The 15956-nt window shown below is 59.3% G+C and carries 14 protein-coding genes; 12 read left to right on the forward strand and 2 right to left on the reverse strand.

Annotation, left to right across the window (positions count from 1 at the left end; all coding sequences use genetic code 11):
• The first annotated feature begins 34 nt into the window (after positions 1 to 34).
• From E0F99_RS12815 to E0F99_RS12845, 7 genes are all read left to right on the forward strand, one after another.
• Complete coding sequence (locus E0F99_RS12815; RefSeq protein ID WP_083357053.1) at positions 35 to 1294, forward strand: D-mannose isomerase; 1260 nt, start codon at positions 35 to 37, stop codon at positions 1292 to 1294.
• A 104-nt stretch (positions 1295 to 1398) separates the two neighbouring features.
• On the forward strand, positions 1399 to 2685 hold the full coding sequence (locus tag E0F99_RS12820) for an ABC transporter substrate-binding protein (protein ID WP_083357054.1): 1287 nt from the start codon (positions 1399 to 1401) through the stop codon (positions 2683 to 2685).
• Between the two features lie 92 nt (positions 2686 to 2777).
• Complete coding sequence (locus tag E0F99_RS12825) at positions 2778 to 3686, forward strand: carbohydrate ABC transporter permease (RefSeq protein WP_083357055.1); 909 nt, start codon at positions 2778 to 2780, stop codon at positions 3684 to 3686.
• Positions 3679 to 4524: a carbohydrate ABC transporter permease gene (locus tag E0F99_RS12830; protein ID WP_083357056.1), complete on the forward strand. Its 846-nt coding sequence runs from the start codon at positions 3679 to 3681 to the stop codon at positions 4522 to 4524. The genes E0F99_RS12825 and E0F99_RS12830 overlap by 8 nt, the downstream gene beginning before the upstream one ends.
• A gap of 2 nt (positions 4525 to 4526) precedes the next feature.
• Positions 4527 to 5687 (forward strand): ABC transporter ATP-binding protein, encoded by a 1161-nt coding sequence (locus tag E0F99_RS12835; RefSeq protein ID WP_083357057.1) that lies wholly within the window; start codon positions 4527 to 4529, stop codon positions 5685 to 5687.
• Between the two features lie 86 nt (positions 5688 to 5773).
• Complete coding sequence (locus E0F99_RS12840) at positions 5774 to 7120, forward strand: carbohydrate porin (protein ID WP_083357058.1); 1347 nt, start codon at positions 5774 to 5776, stop codon at positions 7118 to 7120.
• A gap of 103 nt (positions 7121 to 7223) precedes the next feature.
• Positions 7224 to 8069 (forward strand): D-hexose-6-phosphate mutarotase, encoded by an 846-nt coding sequence (locus E0F99_RS12845; RefSeq protein WP_083357059.1) that lies wholly within the window; start codon positions 7224 to 7226, stop codon positions 8067 to 8069.
• A 144-nt stretch (positions 8070 to 8213) separates the two neighbouring features.
• Here E0F99_RS12845 and E0F99_RS12850 read toward each other — a convergent pair whose 3' ends face one another.
• Positions 8214 to 9074 (reverse strand): MurR/RpiR family transcriptional regulator, encoded by an 861-nt coding sequence (locus tag E0F99_RS12850; protein WP_169875662.1) that lies wholly within the window; start codon positions 9072 to 9074, stop codon positions 8214 to 8216.
• Positions 9075 to 9293: 219 nt separating this feature from the next.
• On the opposite strand from E0F99_RS12850, the gene zwf reads away from it, so the two are divergent.
• The 3 genes from zwf to E0F99_RS12865 are packed head-to-tail and all read left to right on the forward strand — an operon-like array spanning position 9294 to position 12143.
• Positions 9294 to 10760, forward strand: a complete 1467-nt coding sequence (gene zwf / locus E0F99_RS12855) for a glucose-6-phosphate dehydrogenase (protein WP_083357060.1) — start codon at positions 9294 to 9296, stop codon at positions 10758 to 10760.
• Positions 10747 to 11460 (forward strand): 6-phosphogluconolactonase, encoded by a 714-nt coding sequence (pgl, locus tag E0F99_RS12860; RefSeq protein ID WP_083357061.1) that lies wholly within the window; start codon positions 10747 to 10749, stop codon positions 11458 to 11460. Before zwf ends, pgl begins: the two co-directional genes overlap by 14 nt.
• Positions 11461 to 11477: 17 nt before the next feature.
• Positions 11478 to 12143: a bifunctional 4-hydroxy-2-oxoglutarate aldolase/2-dehydro-3-deoxy-phosphogluconate aldolase gene (locus E0F99_RS12865; protein ID WP_083357062.1), complete on the forward strand. Its 666-nt coding sequence runs from the start codon at positions 11478 to 11480 to the stop codon at positions 12141 to 12143.
• A gap of 701 nt (positions 12144 to 12844) precedes the next feature.
• Here E0F99_RS12865 and E0F99_RS12875 read toward each other — a convergent pair.
• Positions 12845 to 13744, reverse strand: coding sequence for a LysR family transcriptional regulator (locus E0F99_RS12875; RefSeq protein WP_083357064.1), 900 nt, complete (start codon positions 13742 to 13744; stop codon positions 12845 to 12847).
• A gap of 107 nt (positions 13745 to 13851) precedes the next feature.
• Here E0F99_RS12875 and E0F99_RS12880 point away from each other — a divergent pair, with 107 nt between their 5' ends.
• On the forward strand, positions 13852 to 15021 hold the full coding sequence (locus E0F99_RS12880) for an MFS transporter (protein ID WP_232000126.1): 1170 nt from the start codon (positions 13852 to 13854) through the stop codon (positions 15019 to 15021).
• A gap of 43 nt (positions 15022 to 15064) precedes the next feature.
• Positions 15065 to 15889: a hypothetical protein gene (locus E0F99_RS12885; RefSeq protein ID WP_232000159.1), complete on the forward strand. Its 825-nt coding sequence runs from the start codon at positions 15065 to 15067 to the stop codon at positions 15887 to 15889.
• Positions 15890 to 15956: the final 67 nt, after the last annotated feature.

The following is a 15956-nucleotide window of genomic DNA, read 5'->3' on the forward strand; positions in this document are numbered from 1 at the left end:
CCGGTCATCCCATAAAAAATAATAAGGGCTATCTATGACCACGCACCCACTGCCTGCCAGCAGTTGGCTGAACGCTCCTGCCCATCACACCTGGCTTGCCAACGAAGGCCAGCGCCTGCTCGCATTCGCCAAGGCCTCGCGCCTGCCGGATGGCTTTGGCAACCTCGACGACAACGGCCAACTGCCGGCCGATGCCCACGCCGAAACCATGAACACTGCCCGCATGACCCACAGCTTTGCGATGGCCCACGCCATGGGGTTGCCCGGTTATGCCGAGCGGGTGGCGCACGGGGTTGCGGCGCTCAGCGGGCCATTACGTGATAGCGAGCACGGTGGTTGGTTCGCCGCGCCCCACGCCGTTGATGGCAACCGTGGCAAGGCCGCTTACCTGCATGCTTTCGTCGCCCTGGCTGCCAGCTCTGCCGTGGTGGCGGGCGCGCCCGGCGCGCAGAACCTGTTAAATGACGCCGTGCACATCATCGACCAGTTCTTCTGGAGCGAGGAGGAGGGCGTCATGCTCGAATCCTTTGCCCAGGACTGGAGCGGTGTAGAGGCTTATCGCGGCGCCAACAGCAACATGCACGCCACCGAAGCATTCCTGGCCCTGGCCGATGTGACCGGTGACACGCGCTGGCTCGACCGCGCATTGCGCATCGTCGAGCGTGTTATCCACACCCACGCCGCCGGCAACCAGTTCATGGTCATCGAGCATTTCGACGCCCACTGGAAACCGCTGCTCGGTTACAACGAAGACAACCCCGCCGACGGCTTCCGCCCGTATGGCATCACCCCCGGCCACGGTTTTGAGTGGGCGCGGCTGCTGCTGCACCTCGAAGCCGCGCGCCTGCAGGCCGGGCTGGTCACGCCGGACTGGTTGGTGAGCGATGCTAAAGGCCTGTTCGCCAGCGCCTGTGAATACGCCTGGGCCGTGGACGGTGCTCCTGGCATCGTCTACACCCTGGACTGGAACCACCGCCCGGTAGTGCGCGAGCGCCTGCACTGGACCCATGCCGAAGCCAGCGCCGCTGCCCAAGCGTTGCTCAAACGTACCGGGGAGCTGCATTACGAAACCTGGTATCGGCGGTTCTGGGAGTTTTGCGAAAGCCACTTTATCGACCGCATCCACGGCAGCTGGCACCACGAACTCAGCCCACACAACCAACCCAGCAGCAGGATCTGGGGCGGTAAACCGGACCTCTATCACGCCTGGCAAGCGGTGGTGCTGCCTGCGCTACCCTTGTCACCCAGCATGACCAGCGCGCTAGGACAGGGCTGCTATGTCACCAACTGGTGACATTTGTACGTCCCTTTGTTACCTGCGCCTGGAAAATCCCTGTTTAAACTCCGTGCAGCGCAAGCTCTAGACTTGCATGCATAACAACAAGAAAAGGTACTCAGATGAACGCGATTAATCGCCTCGCCGTTGCTATTTCCATTGCCTCGTTGTTTCCCCTCAGTGCATTTGCCGCCGACTCGAAAGGGACGGTTGAAGTTGTGCATTGGTGGACCTCAGGCGGTGAAAAAGCGGCTGTAGATGTCCTGAAGGCCCAAGTTGAGAAAGACGGCTTCACCTGGAAAGACGGCGCCGTCGCCGGTGGCGGTGGTGCCACCGCCATGACCGTGCTGAAAAGCCGCGCAGTCGCCGGTAACCCACCTGGTGTTGCCCAGATCAAAGGCCCCGACATCCAGGAATGGGCCTCCACTGGCTTGCTCGACACTGACGTTCTCAAACAAGTGGCCAAGGACGAGAAGTGGGATTCTCTGCTCGACAAGAAAGTCTCCGACACCGTGAAGTACGAAGGTAACTACGTTGCCGTACCGGTCAACATCCACCGCGTGAACTGGCTGTGGATCAACCCGGAAGTCTTCAAGAAAGCCGGTATCACCAAGAACCCGACCACCCTCGAAGAATTCTACGCCGCCGGCGACAAGCTCAAGGCTGCGGGCTTTATTGCGCTTGCCCACGGTGGCCAGCCTTGGCAGGACAGCACCGTATTTGAAGCCGTCGTTCTGTCAGTGATGGGTGCCGATGGCTACAAGAAAGCTCTGGTCGACCTGGATAACGACGCGCTAACCGGCCCGCAAATGGTCAAAGCCCTGACCGAGCTGAAGAAAGTCGCGACCTATATGGACGTCGACGGCAAAGGCCAGGACTGGAACCTCGAAGCCGGCAAGGTCATCAATGGAAAGGCCGGTATGCAGATCATGGGTGACTGGGCCAAGTCCGAGTGGACAGCGGCCAAGAAAATCGCTGGCAAGGACTACGAGTGCGTAGCCTTCCCGGGCACTGACAAAGCCTTCACCTACAACATCGACTCCCTGGCGGTGTTCAAGCAAAAAGACAAAGGCACTGCGGCAGGCCAGCAGGACATCGCCAAAGTCGTGCTGGGTGAAAACTTCCAGAAAGTCTTCAGCATCAACAAGGGCTCGATCCCTGTTCGTACCGACATGCTCAATGAAATGGACAAGCTCGGTTTCGACTCCTGCGCCCAGACTGCCGCCAAGGACTTCTTGGCCGACGCCAAGACCGGTGGCCTGCAGCCAAGTATGGCCCACAACATGGCCACCACCCTGGCGGTGCAAGGCGCGTTCTTTGATGTGGTGACCAACTACATCAACGACCCGAAAGCCGACCCGGCCGACACGGCCAAGAAACTTGGCGCGGCGATCAAGTCGGCCAAGTAACGGTTAGCACGGCTGGTCCTTGTGAGGGGAAACCCCCTGACCCCTCACAAGGCGTGCTCTTGTAGTCCTTTTTCCCTGTACTGGATTTTCCCATGAGTTCTGTTGCTGTGTTCAGCAAGGCCTCGCCATTCGATGCACTGCAGCGCTGGCTCCCTAAACTGGTGCTGGCGCCCAGCATGTTCATCGTGCTGGTCGGCTTTTATGGCTACATCCTGTGGACGTTCGTGCTGTCGTTCACCACCTCCACGTTCCTGCCAAGCTACAAATGGGCGGGTCTTGCGCAATACGCGCGGTTGTTCGACAACGACCGCTGGTGGGTAGCGAGCAAGAACCTGGCTGTTTTTGGCGGGATGTTTATCGGTATCACTTTGGTGATTGGCGTGACCCTGGCGATCTTCCTCGACCAGAAAATCCGCCGCGAAGGCTTTATCCGCACCATTTACCTGTACCCGATGGCGCTCTCGATGATCGTCACCGGTACTGCCTGGAAATGGTTGCTCAACCCGGGCATGGGCCTGGACAAACTCCTGCGTGACTGGGGCTGGGAAGGCTTCCGTCTGGACTGGCTGATCGACCCGGACCGCGTTGTGTATTGCCTGGTGATTGCTGCCGTTTGGCAAGCCTCCGGCTTCATCATGGCGATGTTCCTCGCCGGCCTGCGTGGCGTTGATCAGTCGATCATCCGTGCCGCCCAGATCGACGGCGCGAGCCTGCCGCGCATCTACTGGAGCGTGGTGCTGCCAAGCCTGCGTCCGGTGTTTTTCAGTGCGGTGATGATCCTGGCGCACATCGCCATCAAGAGCTTCGACCTGGTCGCGGCAATGACCGCCGGTGGGCCGGGCTACTCGTCCGACTTGCCCGCGATGTTCATGTACACGTTCACCTTCAGTCGTGGCCAGATGGGCATGGGCTCGGCCAGTGCAATCCTGATGCTCGGCGCGATCCTGGCGATCATCGTGCCTTACCTGTACTCCGAGCTGAGGACCAAGCGTAATGACTAGTCTCGCTGTCAAACCTGCCATTAGCCTGAGCCGCATCGCGATCTACGCGGTGCTGATCCTCGCGGTGCTGCTGTACCTGGTGCCGCTGGTAGTGATGCTGCTGACCAGCTTCAAAACCCCGGAAGACATCAGCACCGGCAACCTGCTGAGCTGGCCGACCGTGGTCACCGGCATCGGCTGGGTCAAGGCCTGGGCCACTGTTGACGGTTACTTCTGGAACTCGATCAAGATCACCGTTCCGGCCGTACTGATTTCCACCGCCATTGGTGCATTGAACGGCTACGTATTGTCGTTCTGGCGCTTTAAAGGCTCGCAGTTGTTCTTCGGCCTGCTGTTGTTCGGCTGCTTCCTGCCGTTCCAGACCGTGCTGCTGCCGGCCTCGTTTACCCTTGGCAAGATGGGCCTGGCCAGCACCACCACGGGCCTGGTGTTTGTGCACGTTGTCTACGGGTTGGCGTTTACTACGCTGTTCTTCCGTAACTACTACGTAAGCATTCCTGATGCGCTGATCAAGGCGGCACGCCTGGACGGTGCAGGCTTCTTCACCATCTTCCGTCTGATCATTCTGCCGATGTCGACCCCGATCATCATGGTCTGCCTGATTTGGCAGTTCACCCAGATATGGAACGACTTCCTGTTCGGTGTGGTGTTCTCCAGCGGCGACTCTCAGCCCATCACCGTGGCGCTGAACAACCTGGTCAACACCAGCACCGGGGCCAAGGAATATAACGTGGATATGGCGGCGGCGATGATCGCCGGGCTGCCGACCCTGCTGGTCTATGTGATCGCAGGCAAGTATTTCGTGCGCGGCCTCACGGCCGGCGCGGTCAAGGGGTAATCATGGCTACGCTTGAACTTCGCAATGTAAACAAGACCTATGGCGCCGGCCTGCCCGACACCTTGAAGAACATCGAACTGTCGATCAAGGAAGGCGAATTCCTGATCCTGGTCGGCCCTTCGGGTTGCGGTAAATCGACGCTGATGAACTGCATCGCCGGCCTTGAGACCATCACTGGCGGCGCGATCATGATCGGTGATCAGGACGTGAGCGGCATGAGCCCCAAGGATCGTGACATCGCCATGGTCTTCCAGTCCTACGCGCTGTACCCGACCATGAGCGTGCGCGAGAACATCGAGTTTGGTTTGAAGATTCGCAAGATGAGCCAAGCCGATATCGACACCGAAGTGGCGCGCGTGGCCAAACTGCTGCAGATCGAACACCTGCTTAATCGCAAGCCGGGACAGCTGTCCGGTGGTCAGCAACAGCGTGTCGCCATGGGCCGTGCACTCGCGCGTCGGCCGAAGATCTACCTGTTCGACGAGCCACTGTCCAACCTCGACGCCAAGCTGCGCGTTGAGATGCGCACCGAAATGAAACTGATGCACCAGCGTCTCAAGACCACCACGGTCTACGTCACCCACGATCAGATCGAAGCGATGACCCTGGGCGACAAAGTGGCGGTGATGAAGGACGGCATCATCCAACAATTCGGCACGCCGAAAGAAATCTATAACGACCCAGCCAACCTGTTTGTGGCAAGCTTTATCGGTTCACCACCGATGAACTTCATTCCTTTGCGCCTGCAACGCAAAGAGGGTCGTCTGGTGGCGCTGCTCGACAGCGGCCAAGCTCGCTGCGAGTTACCGCTGAGCATGAATGACGCAGGCCTTGAAGACCGTGACGTGATTCTGGGGCTGCGTCCGGAGCAAATCCTGCTGGCGACGGACGAGGGCAATGGTTCTTCGAGCATTCGTGCCGAAGTCCAGGTCACCGAGCCGACGGGCCCGGACACGCTGGTATTCGTGCAGCTCAACGACACCAAAGTCTGCTGCCGCCTGGCACCCGACGTGGCACCGCAGGTGGGCGAGACCCTGACGCTGCAGTTCGACCCGGCCAAGGTCTTGCTGTTCGACGCCAAAACCGGCGAGCGCCTGGGCACTGCTGCTTCATTGCCGACACCGGCGCATGCTGACAACGTGGCGCAGTTCAAGGGCCGCTAAAATTAGATAAGTTGTTGTTTTAGATAAAAAAAGTAAACCGCGTTAGATAAAAACAGTTTAATAACAATAAAGACGAGGATGTAGGGATGAAAAAGCAACACAACAACGCTCGGCTGATCTGCCAACTGTCAGCAGCTGCAGCCCTTGTATTGTCCGCCAATGCGATGGCGGCCGACGCATTCAGTGCCGACTCCAAATGGATGACCGGTGATTGGGGCGGCGAGCGTACCAAGCTCATCGAGCAAGGTATCGACATCAAGGCTGACTACGTAGGGGAAATGGGCGCCAACCTGCACGGCGGCTATAACGACGACAAGACTGGCCGTTACTCCGACCAGTTCGGGTTGGGCGTAGCGCTGGATCTGCAAAAGCTGTGGGGCTGGGATAACACCCAGGCCAAGATTCAGTTGACCAACCGTAATGGCCAAAACATCTCCAACGACCGTATTGGCGACCCGCGTGCTGGCACGCTGAGTTCGTCGATGGAAGTCTACGGTCGTGGCCACATGGTGCGTCTGACCCAGTTCTGGATTCAGCACCAGATGTTCGACAACAAGCTGGACGTGAAGCTCGGCTACTTTGGTGAAGGCGAAGACTTCAACACCTTCCCGTGCGACTTCCAGAACCTGTCGTTCTGTGGCTCCCAGGTCGGTAACTATGTAAACACCTGGTACAACTGGCCGGTCGCCCAGGCGGCTATCCGCGTGAAGTACAACATCACGCCAGAGCTGTATGCGCAGATCGGTGCGTACAACCAGAACCCATCGCAGTTGGAGCACGGTAACGGCTTCAAACTCAGCGGCAGCGGCACCAAGGGTACCGTGATCCCGGTGGAATTGGTCTGGTCGCCGAAGGTTAACAACCTGCCTGGCGAATACCGTGTGGGTTACTACAAGAGCGCCGCTGACGCTGCTGACGTACGTGAAGACATCAACGGCAACGATGCTGCCACCACTGGCGCCGCGTACCGTACCCACAGCAGCAAAACAGGCTACTGGTTCGTTGCCCAACAGCAACTCACCACGCATAACGGCGACGCTTCGCGCGGCCTGAACATCGCGGCCAACGCGACCTTCCACGACAAGGACACCAACGTCGTCGACAACTACCAGTCGATTATGCTGGTGTACAAGGGCCCATTCGACGCACGTCCAAAAGATGACGTCGGCATTGGCGCTGCGCGTCTACACGTGAACAGTGACGTGAGGAAAAACGCCGAGTTGCTCAACGAGGAAGGCGGTTTCACTGATTACAGCCAAGCCGGGTACTCGCCACTGCGTAGCACCGAGTACAACTACGAAATCAACTACGGCTTCCACGTCACCAACTGGCTGACCGTGCGTCCCAACCTGCAATACGTAGCCCACCCGGGTGGCGTGGATAAAGTCGATAACGCGCTGGTAGCGGGCCTGAAAATTCAGTCTACGTTCTAACGCTGTTGCGATAAGCTCCTTCTCTCTGTGCGCATTTTGCGGATAGCTATGGCTATCCGCTTTTTTTTGGGCTGCACTGTGACGTTATTCAGGACCGTGGCACATGCATGAGCATCCGCTGCAACGCTTTTTCAAATCCCTGCGCGAACAACCGGTGTTCGCCTGGGAGCGCTTTCAGATGCGCGATGTGTTGGTGATCGACCATCCGCTGTGCCAGGCGGTGTTCAGTCGCCAGGGCGCGCAACTGCTGCATTTTCAACCCCGTGGCCAGAAACCCTGGCTGTGGTGTGCGGCCAAATGGCCGCAAGTCGGCGCGATCCGTGGTGGCGTACCGGTTTGCTGGCCGTGGTATGGCCGCCACCCAAGCGAAAACGCGTGGCCGTCCCATGGCTGGGCGCGGCTGATCGACTGGAAACTGCTCGACAGCAGCAGCGACGACGATGGCGTGCGCCTGCACTGGCAATTGCAGCTGTGCGATTGGCAGGTGGACCTGCACGCGCACCTGGGTGAAACCCTGGAACTGCGCCTGAGCACCGAGCATCAGGACGAGCTGCCATGCCAGTTGAGCCATGCGTTGCACGCTTACTGGCGTATTGGTCATGTCGACGAGGTAGCGCTGTCTGGTCTCGACGGTGCGCAAGGTTATGACCAGCTCAACCGCCAGGCTTGCCAGCAGGAAGGCGAGCTACGGGTGGATGGCGGGTGTCAGCGGGTGTTCCAGCACGAAGGTGAGTTGCACCTCAAGGACCACGCCTGGCAACGCGAGCTGTGCATCGACACCGGCGACAGCGCCGACACCGTGGTGTGGCACCCAGGCAGCCGGCCATTGTTGGGCGTGAGCTTTAACGAGGCGTCGGGGTTTGTGTGCGTGGAGTCGGCGATGGCCGGGGCCAGCCTGGCGCCGGGGGAGAGGGCGCATTTGAGTTTGCAGGCCAGGGCTGGGGTTTAGCGGTGTGGCTTATGGCCCTTGTGGCGAGCGGGCTTGCCCCTGTTCCAGGCACTGTGTTCTGAAAAAAGAACGCGGTGACTTTATTGGTGCTGCTTGATTGGTGCTGCTTCGCAGCCCGCTTGCCACACAGATAGGTGTGTGGCCTTAGTTAAACTCATCCCCCACCGGATACCGGCTGTCATTCAAGCTTTCTTTGATCTTGCGCAAGTGCGGCTGGAAATCCACCCCGCGACGCAAGGTCATGCCGGTGGCCAGCACATCCAGCACCGTTAACTGAATGATCCGCGAGGTCATCGGCATGTAGATGTCGGTGTCTTCCGGCAGCGGAATGTTCAGGCTCACCGTGCTGGCCTTGGCCAATGGCGAGTTCTCGGCGGTCACGCCCAACACCGAGGCACCGTTTTCCCGTGCGATACGCGCCACTTCCACCAGCTCGCGGGTGCGACCTGTGTAGGAAATAATCACGAACAGCTCGCCGGTGTGCGCCACCGACGCGATCATGCGTTGCATCAGTACGTCGGCGTGGGCGGTGACGGACAGGTTGAAACGGAAAAACTTGTGCAGCGCATCCATGGCTACCGGCGCCGATGCGCCCAAGCCGAAGAAGTGGATCTGCCGCGCCTGGATCAATAGGTCCACGGCTTTGCTGATCAGGGCCGGGTCCAAGGCCTGGCAGGCGCTGTCCAGTGACGCAATGGCGCTGCCGAAGATCTTCTGCGTGTAGGCCTCAGGGTTATCATCGGCTTCCACGGCACGGCTGACATACGCGGCACCACTGGCCAAACTTTGCGCCAACTGCAATTTAAGTTCAGGGTAACCACTGACACCGAATGAACGGCAGAAGCGGTTGACCGTCGGTTCGCTGACCGAGGCGGCTTGGGCGAGGGCTGCGATAGAAAAGCGGGTCGCCTGCTGCGGGTTGAGCAGGATGACCTCGGCGACTTTTTTCTCGGCCTTGTTCAATTCTTCGAGGCGGTTCCGGATTTGTTCCAGAAGATTTCGCACGCGGTCCATTCAGTCTTTCCTTCGGGCGACGATGCAACTATAGGGCGGTAACCAATCGAGGAATGGCCCTTTGCGGTGGCCTATCCTACTGAGGGTAGCTGAACACCACCACTCGGAATGCGTATTTTGGGAAAATGTTGTGGTTATTACTACATTTTTCCTTGAGTGATGCCTTGAAAAAAGGTATTTGTAGCTTAACTTGATAAAAGAACAAACATCATGCCTTCGATAACCGTAGAACCCTGCACCTTTGCCCTGTTTGGCGCGTTGGGTGATCTGGCGCTGCGCAAGTTATTTCCTGCCCTCTATCAACTGGATGGCGCAGGCCTCCTGCACGACGACACGCGCATCCTGGCCCTGGCCCGTGAAGCCGGCTCCGAGCAGCAGCACCTGGCACATATCGAAAAAGAACTGCGTAAGTACGTCGGCAAGGAACTCGACGAAGCTATCGCCCAGCGTTTCCTGGCTCGCCTGACGTACCTGCACGTCGACTTCCTGAAGGCTGACGACTACGTCGCCCTGGTAGAGAACGCCGGCACCGAACAACGCCTGATTGCCTACTTTGCCACCCCGGCGGCGGTGTACGGCGCGATCTGCGAGAACCTGTCCAAGGTCGGCCTGGCGGAAAACACCCGCGTCGTCCTGGAAAAACCCATCGGTTCGGACCTGGAATCCTCGCGCAAGGTCAACGACGCCGTGGCGCAGTTTTTCCCGGAAAACCGCACCTACCGCATCGACCACTACCTGGGCAAAGAAACCGTCCAAAACCTGATTGCTCTGCGTTTCGCCAACAGCCTGTTCGAAACCCAGTGGAACCAGAACTACATCTCCCACGTGGAAATCACCGTGGCCGAGCAGGTGGGTATCGAAGGCCGTTGGGGTTACTTCGACAAGGCCGGCCAGCTGCGCGACATGATCCAGAACCACCTGCTGCAGCTGCTTTGCCTGATCGCCATGGACCCGCCAGCCGACTTGTCCGCCGACAGTATCCGTGACGAGAAGGTCAAGGTGCTCAAGGCCCTGGCGCCGATCAGCCCGGACGGCCTGACCACTCAAGTAGTGCGCGGCCAGTACATCGCCGGCTACAGCGCCGGCAAGCCGGTGCCGGGTTACCTGGAAGAAGAGAACTCCAACACCCAGAGCGACACCGAAACCTTCGTCGCTCTGCGAGCCGATATCCGTAACTGGCGGTGGGCCGGGGTGCCGTTCTACTTGCGTACCGGCAAGCGCATGCCGCAAAAGCTGTCGCAGATCGTCATCCACTTCAAGGAACCGTCCCACTACATCTTCGCCCCCGAGCAGCGCTTGCAGATCAGCAACAAACTGATCATCCGTCTGCAGCCGGACGAAGGTATTTCCTTGCGTGTGATGACCAAGGAGCAGGGCCTGGACAAGGGCATGCAACTGCGCAGCGGCCCGCTGCAACTGAATTTTTCCGACACCTATCGCAGTGCGCGCATTCCTGATGCGTACGAGCGGTTGTTGCTGGAAGTGATGCGCGGCAATCAGAACCTGTTTGTTCGCAAAGATGAAATCGAAGCCGCGTGGAAGTGGTGTGACCAGTTGATCGCCGGGTGGAAAAAATCCGGTGATGCGCCCAAGCCGTACGCGGCCGGGTCCTGGGGGCCGATGAGCTCGATTGCACTGATCACGCGGGATGGGAGGTCGTGGTATGGCGATATCTGAATTGAAACTGCCTCAGGGCGTGACGGCCCATGAGTACCGCACGCCTGTGCTGCTGGCGGACGGCCTGGCCAATGATGTGGCTGAGCAACTGCGCGCGGCCATCAGTGCCCGTGGCGAGGCGACCCTGGTGGTGTCCGGTGGGCGCAGCCCTGTGGCGTTTTTCCAGAACCTTGCCAAGCAGGTGCTGGACTGGTCCAAGGTCACCATCACCCTGGCCGACGAGCGCTGGGTGCCGGTGGAGCACGCCGACAGCAATGCCGGCCTGCTGAAGCAGTATTTGCTCCAAGGTCCGGCCGCCAAAGCCAAGTTCCTCAGCCTGTACAACGTTGCTGCGAATCTTGAAGACGCCGCCGAACTGGCCGATCGCCAGTTGGCAGAGTTGCCAGCCATTGATGTGCTGGTACTGGGCATGGGCGATGACGGCCACACCGCGTCGCTGTTTCCCAATAGCCCGAACCTCACCGAAGCCCTGCAAGCCGACGGTACCCGCCGTTGCTGGCCGATGCTGGCGCCGACCGTGCCGCACCAGCGCCTGACCATGAGTCGCGCGTTGCTGGCCACGGCCCACTACACCGTGCTGTCGATTTCCGGCAGCTCGAAATTGACCACCTTGAGCGCCGCGCTGGCCAGTGACGACGTCGCTGCCATGCCGATTCGCGCGTTTTTGCAACCTACTTTAGAGATTTACTGGTGCCCATGAGCCAAGGATCAGCCGCTATGAAAAGCCCTCAATCGACCGTGTCCATGGCGGATAAAGTTGCCTTGATCGACAGCCTCTGCGCCAAGGCGCGGATCCTGCCAGTGATCACCATCGCCCGCGAACAGGACATCCTGCCGCTGGCCGATGCCCTGGCAGCCGGCGGTTTGACCGCATTGGAAGTGACCCTGCGTTCCGAGTTCGGCCTCAAGGCCATTCAGGTACTGCGCGAGCAACGGCCTGAACTGTGCACCGGTGCCGGCACCGTGCTCGACCGTCATATGCTTGAAGCGGCCGAAGTGGCCGGCTCGCAATTTATCGTTACCCCTGGTATTACCCGCGAACTGCTGGAAGCCTCAGTGCACAGCCCGATCCCGCTGCTGCCGGGCATCAGCAATGCCTCCGGTATCATGGAAGGCTATGGCCTGGGTTATCGCCGCTTCAAGCTGTTCCCGGCAGAAGTCAGTGGCGGTGTCGCGGCCATCAAGGCCCTGGGCGGCCCGTTCGGCGAAGTCAAATTCTGCCCAACCGGCGGCGTTGGCCCGGCCAACCTCAAGAGCTACATGGCGTTGAAAAACGTGATGTGCGTGGGCGGTAGCTGGATGCTCGACCCGCAATGGGTCAAGAACGGCGACTGGGCCCGCATTCAGGAAGTCACCGCACAGGCGCTGGCGCTGCTGGATTGAGCTGATTTATCGAATCGTTGTTGCTGTGCTTAACGGCATTTTTGCGGCGCACTTGGTCGGTGTGCCGCTTTTTTTTGCCTGTAGAAAACTTGAATTCAACGCCGATCAACTGGGGGAGCTGGGTAATTGCACTCCACCTGAGCACCCATTTGCATTCCAGTTGCCCACTCATTTGCATTCGACTTGACCAGTCGTTTGCATCGGATTTGACCAGCACGATTCGTGGGCATGACCGGCAGAGAACGACCCATAGCTGCCCTTCGCGGAGGGCAGCTCACGGCCGATTCTGTTGAAAAAGTCGGCTTCGATTTCCACGGCAGAAAAGTACGCGCCTGAGATTGAAATCTGTGTTTTGGGCAGAAGGTTCAGGGCTCGGATTTCACATAGCAGCGTGCAAAAGAGGTGTTTTCACCCATCAATATTCGACCGTTTTGGGCAAACCGACTTTTTCAACAGAATCGGCCAAAAGCAGGCACTCGCGCAGCTACGGTTAAGCAGGAAATCCCTAAAGCCTTATCGTCTCGGATCTCAGAAATTACGCGCTGAATCATTCGAGTTGAGGGCAGCCCCCAGGCTCTCGGCCACAGTGAAGGTTGTCGCATTTATCTCTAAATCCTGCAGATAGCAATTTTGTCCAGTGAGCGCAGATCTCCAGTGGTGTTGATTGTTTGTCACACCGCCCATCCAACCACTCAAATCATTCACTTTGCTCGTAGGGTCTGCTCGATGATTTCGACAAATGCCTTGACCAGTGGGCTGCGCTCGCGTTTGCGCGTCAATACCAGCAAGGGTGCGGTGGCCCCGGGTTCGGCCAACGGTCGATAGGTCACGCCGCGCTTGACCAGGGTCTGGGTGCATTGGGGCACCACGGCGACGCCACGGCCTGCGGCGACCAAGGCGATGATGGAGGTGATCTGCTTGCCCTTCGGCGCGGGCAGGGGTATCAGCGCCTGGCGCCGATAGAGCGCCTCGATAATCTCGTTCAGTCCGGATCCGTAGTCGGTCGGGAAGGCGATCAATGGGTAGGCGCTCAGCTCGGTGAGTGTCACCTGTTCTTGCCGGGCGAGCGGGCTGTCACTGGCAATGGCCGCGACCAGCGGCTCGTTGTCCAGGCAGATGGTTTGAATCTCGGCATCTTCGGTGGGCGGCTGCATACGACTCATGCCGATATCCAGACGTCCCTCGATGAGCTGCGACCATTGGGTGCTGGACGCGCCTTCTTCCACGGTCAGTTGTACTTCCGGATACGCCGAGCAGAAGGTCTGAATGGTCTGGCTGAAGATGTCCGACAGCGCAATCGAACTGGCGTAGCCCACTGCGAGATGACCCGCGGAACCCGCCGCCAGCTTGCTGGTAATGCTCGCCGTCAGATCGACTTGCTCCAGCACCGCGCGGGCGTAGGGCAGAAAGTGCCGGCCCTCGGAGGTGAGGGTGACGTTGCGGGTGCTGCGATCGAACAGGCGAAAACCCAGATCCGCCTCCAGTGCCGAAATCTGCCGCGTCAGTGGCGGCTGGGCAATGTGCAGGCGTGCCGCGGCACGGCCAAAGTGCAGCTCGTCGCTGACGAGCAGGAAGTAGCGCAGGCGGCGGAGGTCAATCATCGTCATCCTTGAGGTATCAATCGGTCAGAAATAGGTATTGGATCCTTTCCACGGGCTATCTTATAAAATTGTAAAAAAACATTACAGATAATCCAGGGAGTCGTCGCGTGAGTTGTCCTCGAGTTGCCTTGTTTCTGGCTGGGTGCGCCGCTTTTATCAACCTTTATGCCACACAAGGGCTGCTCAACGAGTTGGCTGCGGCGTTTCACATTTCCACCAGGCAAGCGAGCTGGAGCATCACAGTCACCACCCTGGCCGTGGCAATCACCGCTCCCTTTGTTGGCCGGTTGACGGCGCGGGGCGAGCAGCACCGAGTCATCGCCGTGGCCGCGATATTGCTGGCACTGCCTGCGGTGATGGCGGCCTGCTCGGGCAGTTTCAGCGAGCTGCTGCTCTGGCGAGCGGTGCAAGGCATGCTGATTCCGGTGGTGTTTGCCACCAGCGTTGCCTACATCGGTGTGCGCTGGAGCGGCGAGGCCGTGACGGAAATGACCAGCCTCTATGTTGCTGGCACGGTTCTGGGCGGTTTTAGCGGTCGCTTTTTGTCCGGCCTGGTGACCGAGTTCGATGATTGGCGCCAGGCGTTGGCAGTGCTGGCCGGCTTGAATCTGATCATCGGTCTGGGGATTTTCCTGCTGTTGCCGCGCAACGCTCGGTCACCCGTACAAACGCCTGCCGATCGCGAGGTAATGCGCAGCGAATTGCTAGGCAGGCCGTTGCTGGCCACCTACGCCGTGGGTTTCTGCGTGCTGTTCGCCCAGGTTGCGATGTTTACCTATGTCGGATTACACCTGAGTCGGGCGCCGTTTGCGCTGGGCACCGCTGCGCTCGGTTCGATTTATGCGGTGTTTCTGCTGGCACTGGTGGTGGTGCCGATCGCCGGGCGCTTGAGCAAGGCCCGGCCTCGCAGTGAATGGGTGAGGGTGGCGGCATGGCTGGGCGTCAGCGGCTCGGTGCTGACCCTGTGGCCATCGTTGTGGCTGATCGTTGCCGGTCTGGCGCTCAGTTGCACCGGCGTATTTCTCGCCCAGTCCGCAGCCAATGCCTTTATCACCGCCCATGCCCGGCAAAACAAGGCCGGCGCTGTGGGCGTGTATCTGACCTGCTACTACCTGGGCGGCAGCTTCGGCGCGTTTGTGCCTGGCGTGCTGTGGGAGCAATGGGGCTGGCCTGGCTGTATCGCGTTGATCGCGGTTTTCCAGTTGCTGCCGCTGCTGATCGTGCGCAGTGGCTGGAAGTATTCCCCATTGCCATCAATGCCGCTCCCGCGCCCGTGAATGTGCCTGAAATCATCATCCAACAAGGAAAATAGAGATGACCGTGAGTAACCTGCTGACGCTGCAAAGCCAGTTGTTGAACGTGATTGAACCGGTGCTGGAGCTGATGCCGGCCGGGGTTCTGAAGCAAGCGTTGGTGGATGCGTTTCGCAGCCAGGAATCGGAACTGCTGGACATCGAAAGTACGTTTCAGACGCTCACCTCGCGCCGCCACGCGGCGCCGCAGTTGCGCAAGTTCTTTGGCAGTTGGTCGAAAACCAACAACTCGGCCGCCAGTGTGTCCGGCCTGGCCAACCGCATCACGCTACTGGCGCGTTCCGAGCAGTGGGGCGAAGCGGCGCAACGGCTCTACCGAATCTGCAGCAACCTGCAAAGGATCACCGACGAGGACCTTGGCGCACTGAGCAACACGCTGCATTCCGAGCTTTTTTACAACATGGCAACGCGGATCTGCGGTGACGATCAGTGGCTGCTGATAGACAACTGCCTGCCATCGGCGCAGGCCTTCAAGGACTGGACCGACGCGCAACGCCTGCGTGACCGCGACCTGTTGCAGGGGCTGTTGGTCACCCTGGTTCACGAGGTCTACACCCACGGTGAAGTGGAGTTCATTCATCCGCTGTTCAAGCAATGGTTCGAACGCGACATAGGCGTGCCGCCCGCGAAGGTACGGGCCACCGTTGCCTGGGTCACCGTGCACACCGGCGGCACCGAAAGCAATCACTTCGCGCACGCGGTGGCAGCGGTCGAGGAGTTCGTCGATGTCATGGGCATCGTGGTGGTCAAGTCCGCCGCCCAGGAAATCTTCGGCCAATACCTACAGCGCAAGGCTGCGGTGATGCGTGAGTGCGGCCAATACCTGGGCTGACAGACCACCACCTGGACAGCGCTTGGGAAAGTATCAATAACGACGGAATCGGTATTAGCCTGTACTT

Origin of the sequence: Pseudomonas antarctica, from assembly GCF_900624995.1 — a bacterium.
GTDB lineage: Bacteria > Pseudomonadota > Gammaproteobacteria > Pseudomonadales > Pseudomonadaceae > Aquipseudomonas > Aquipseudomonas antarctica.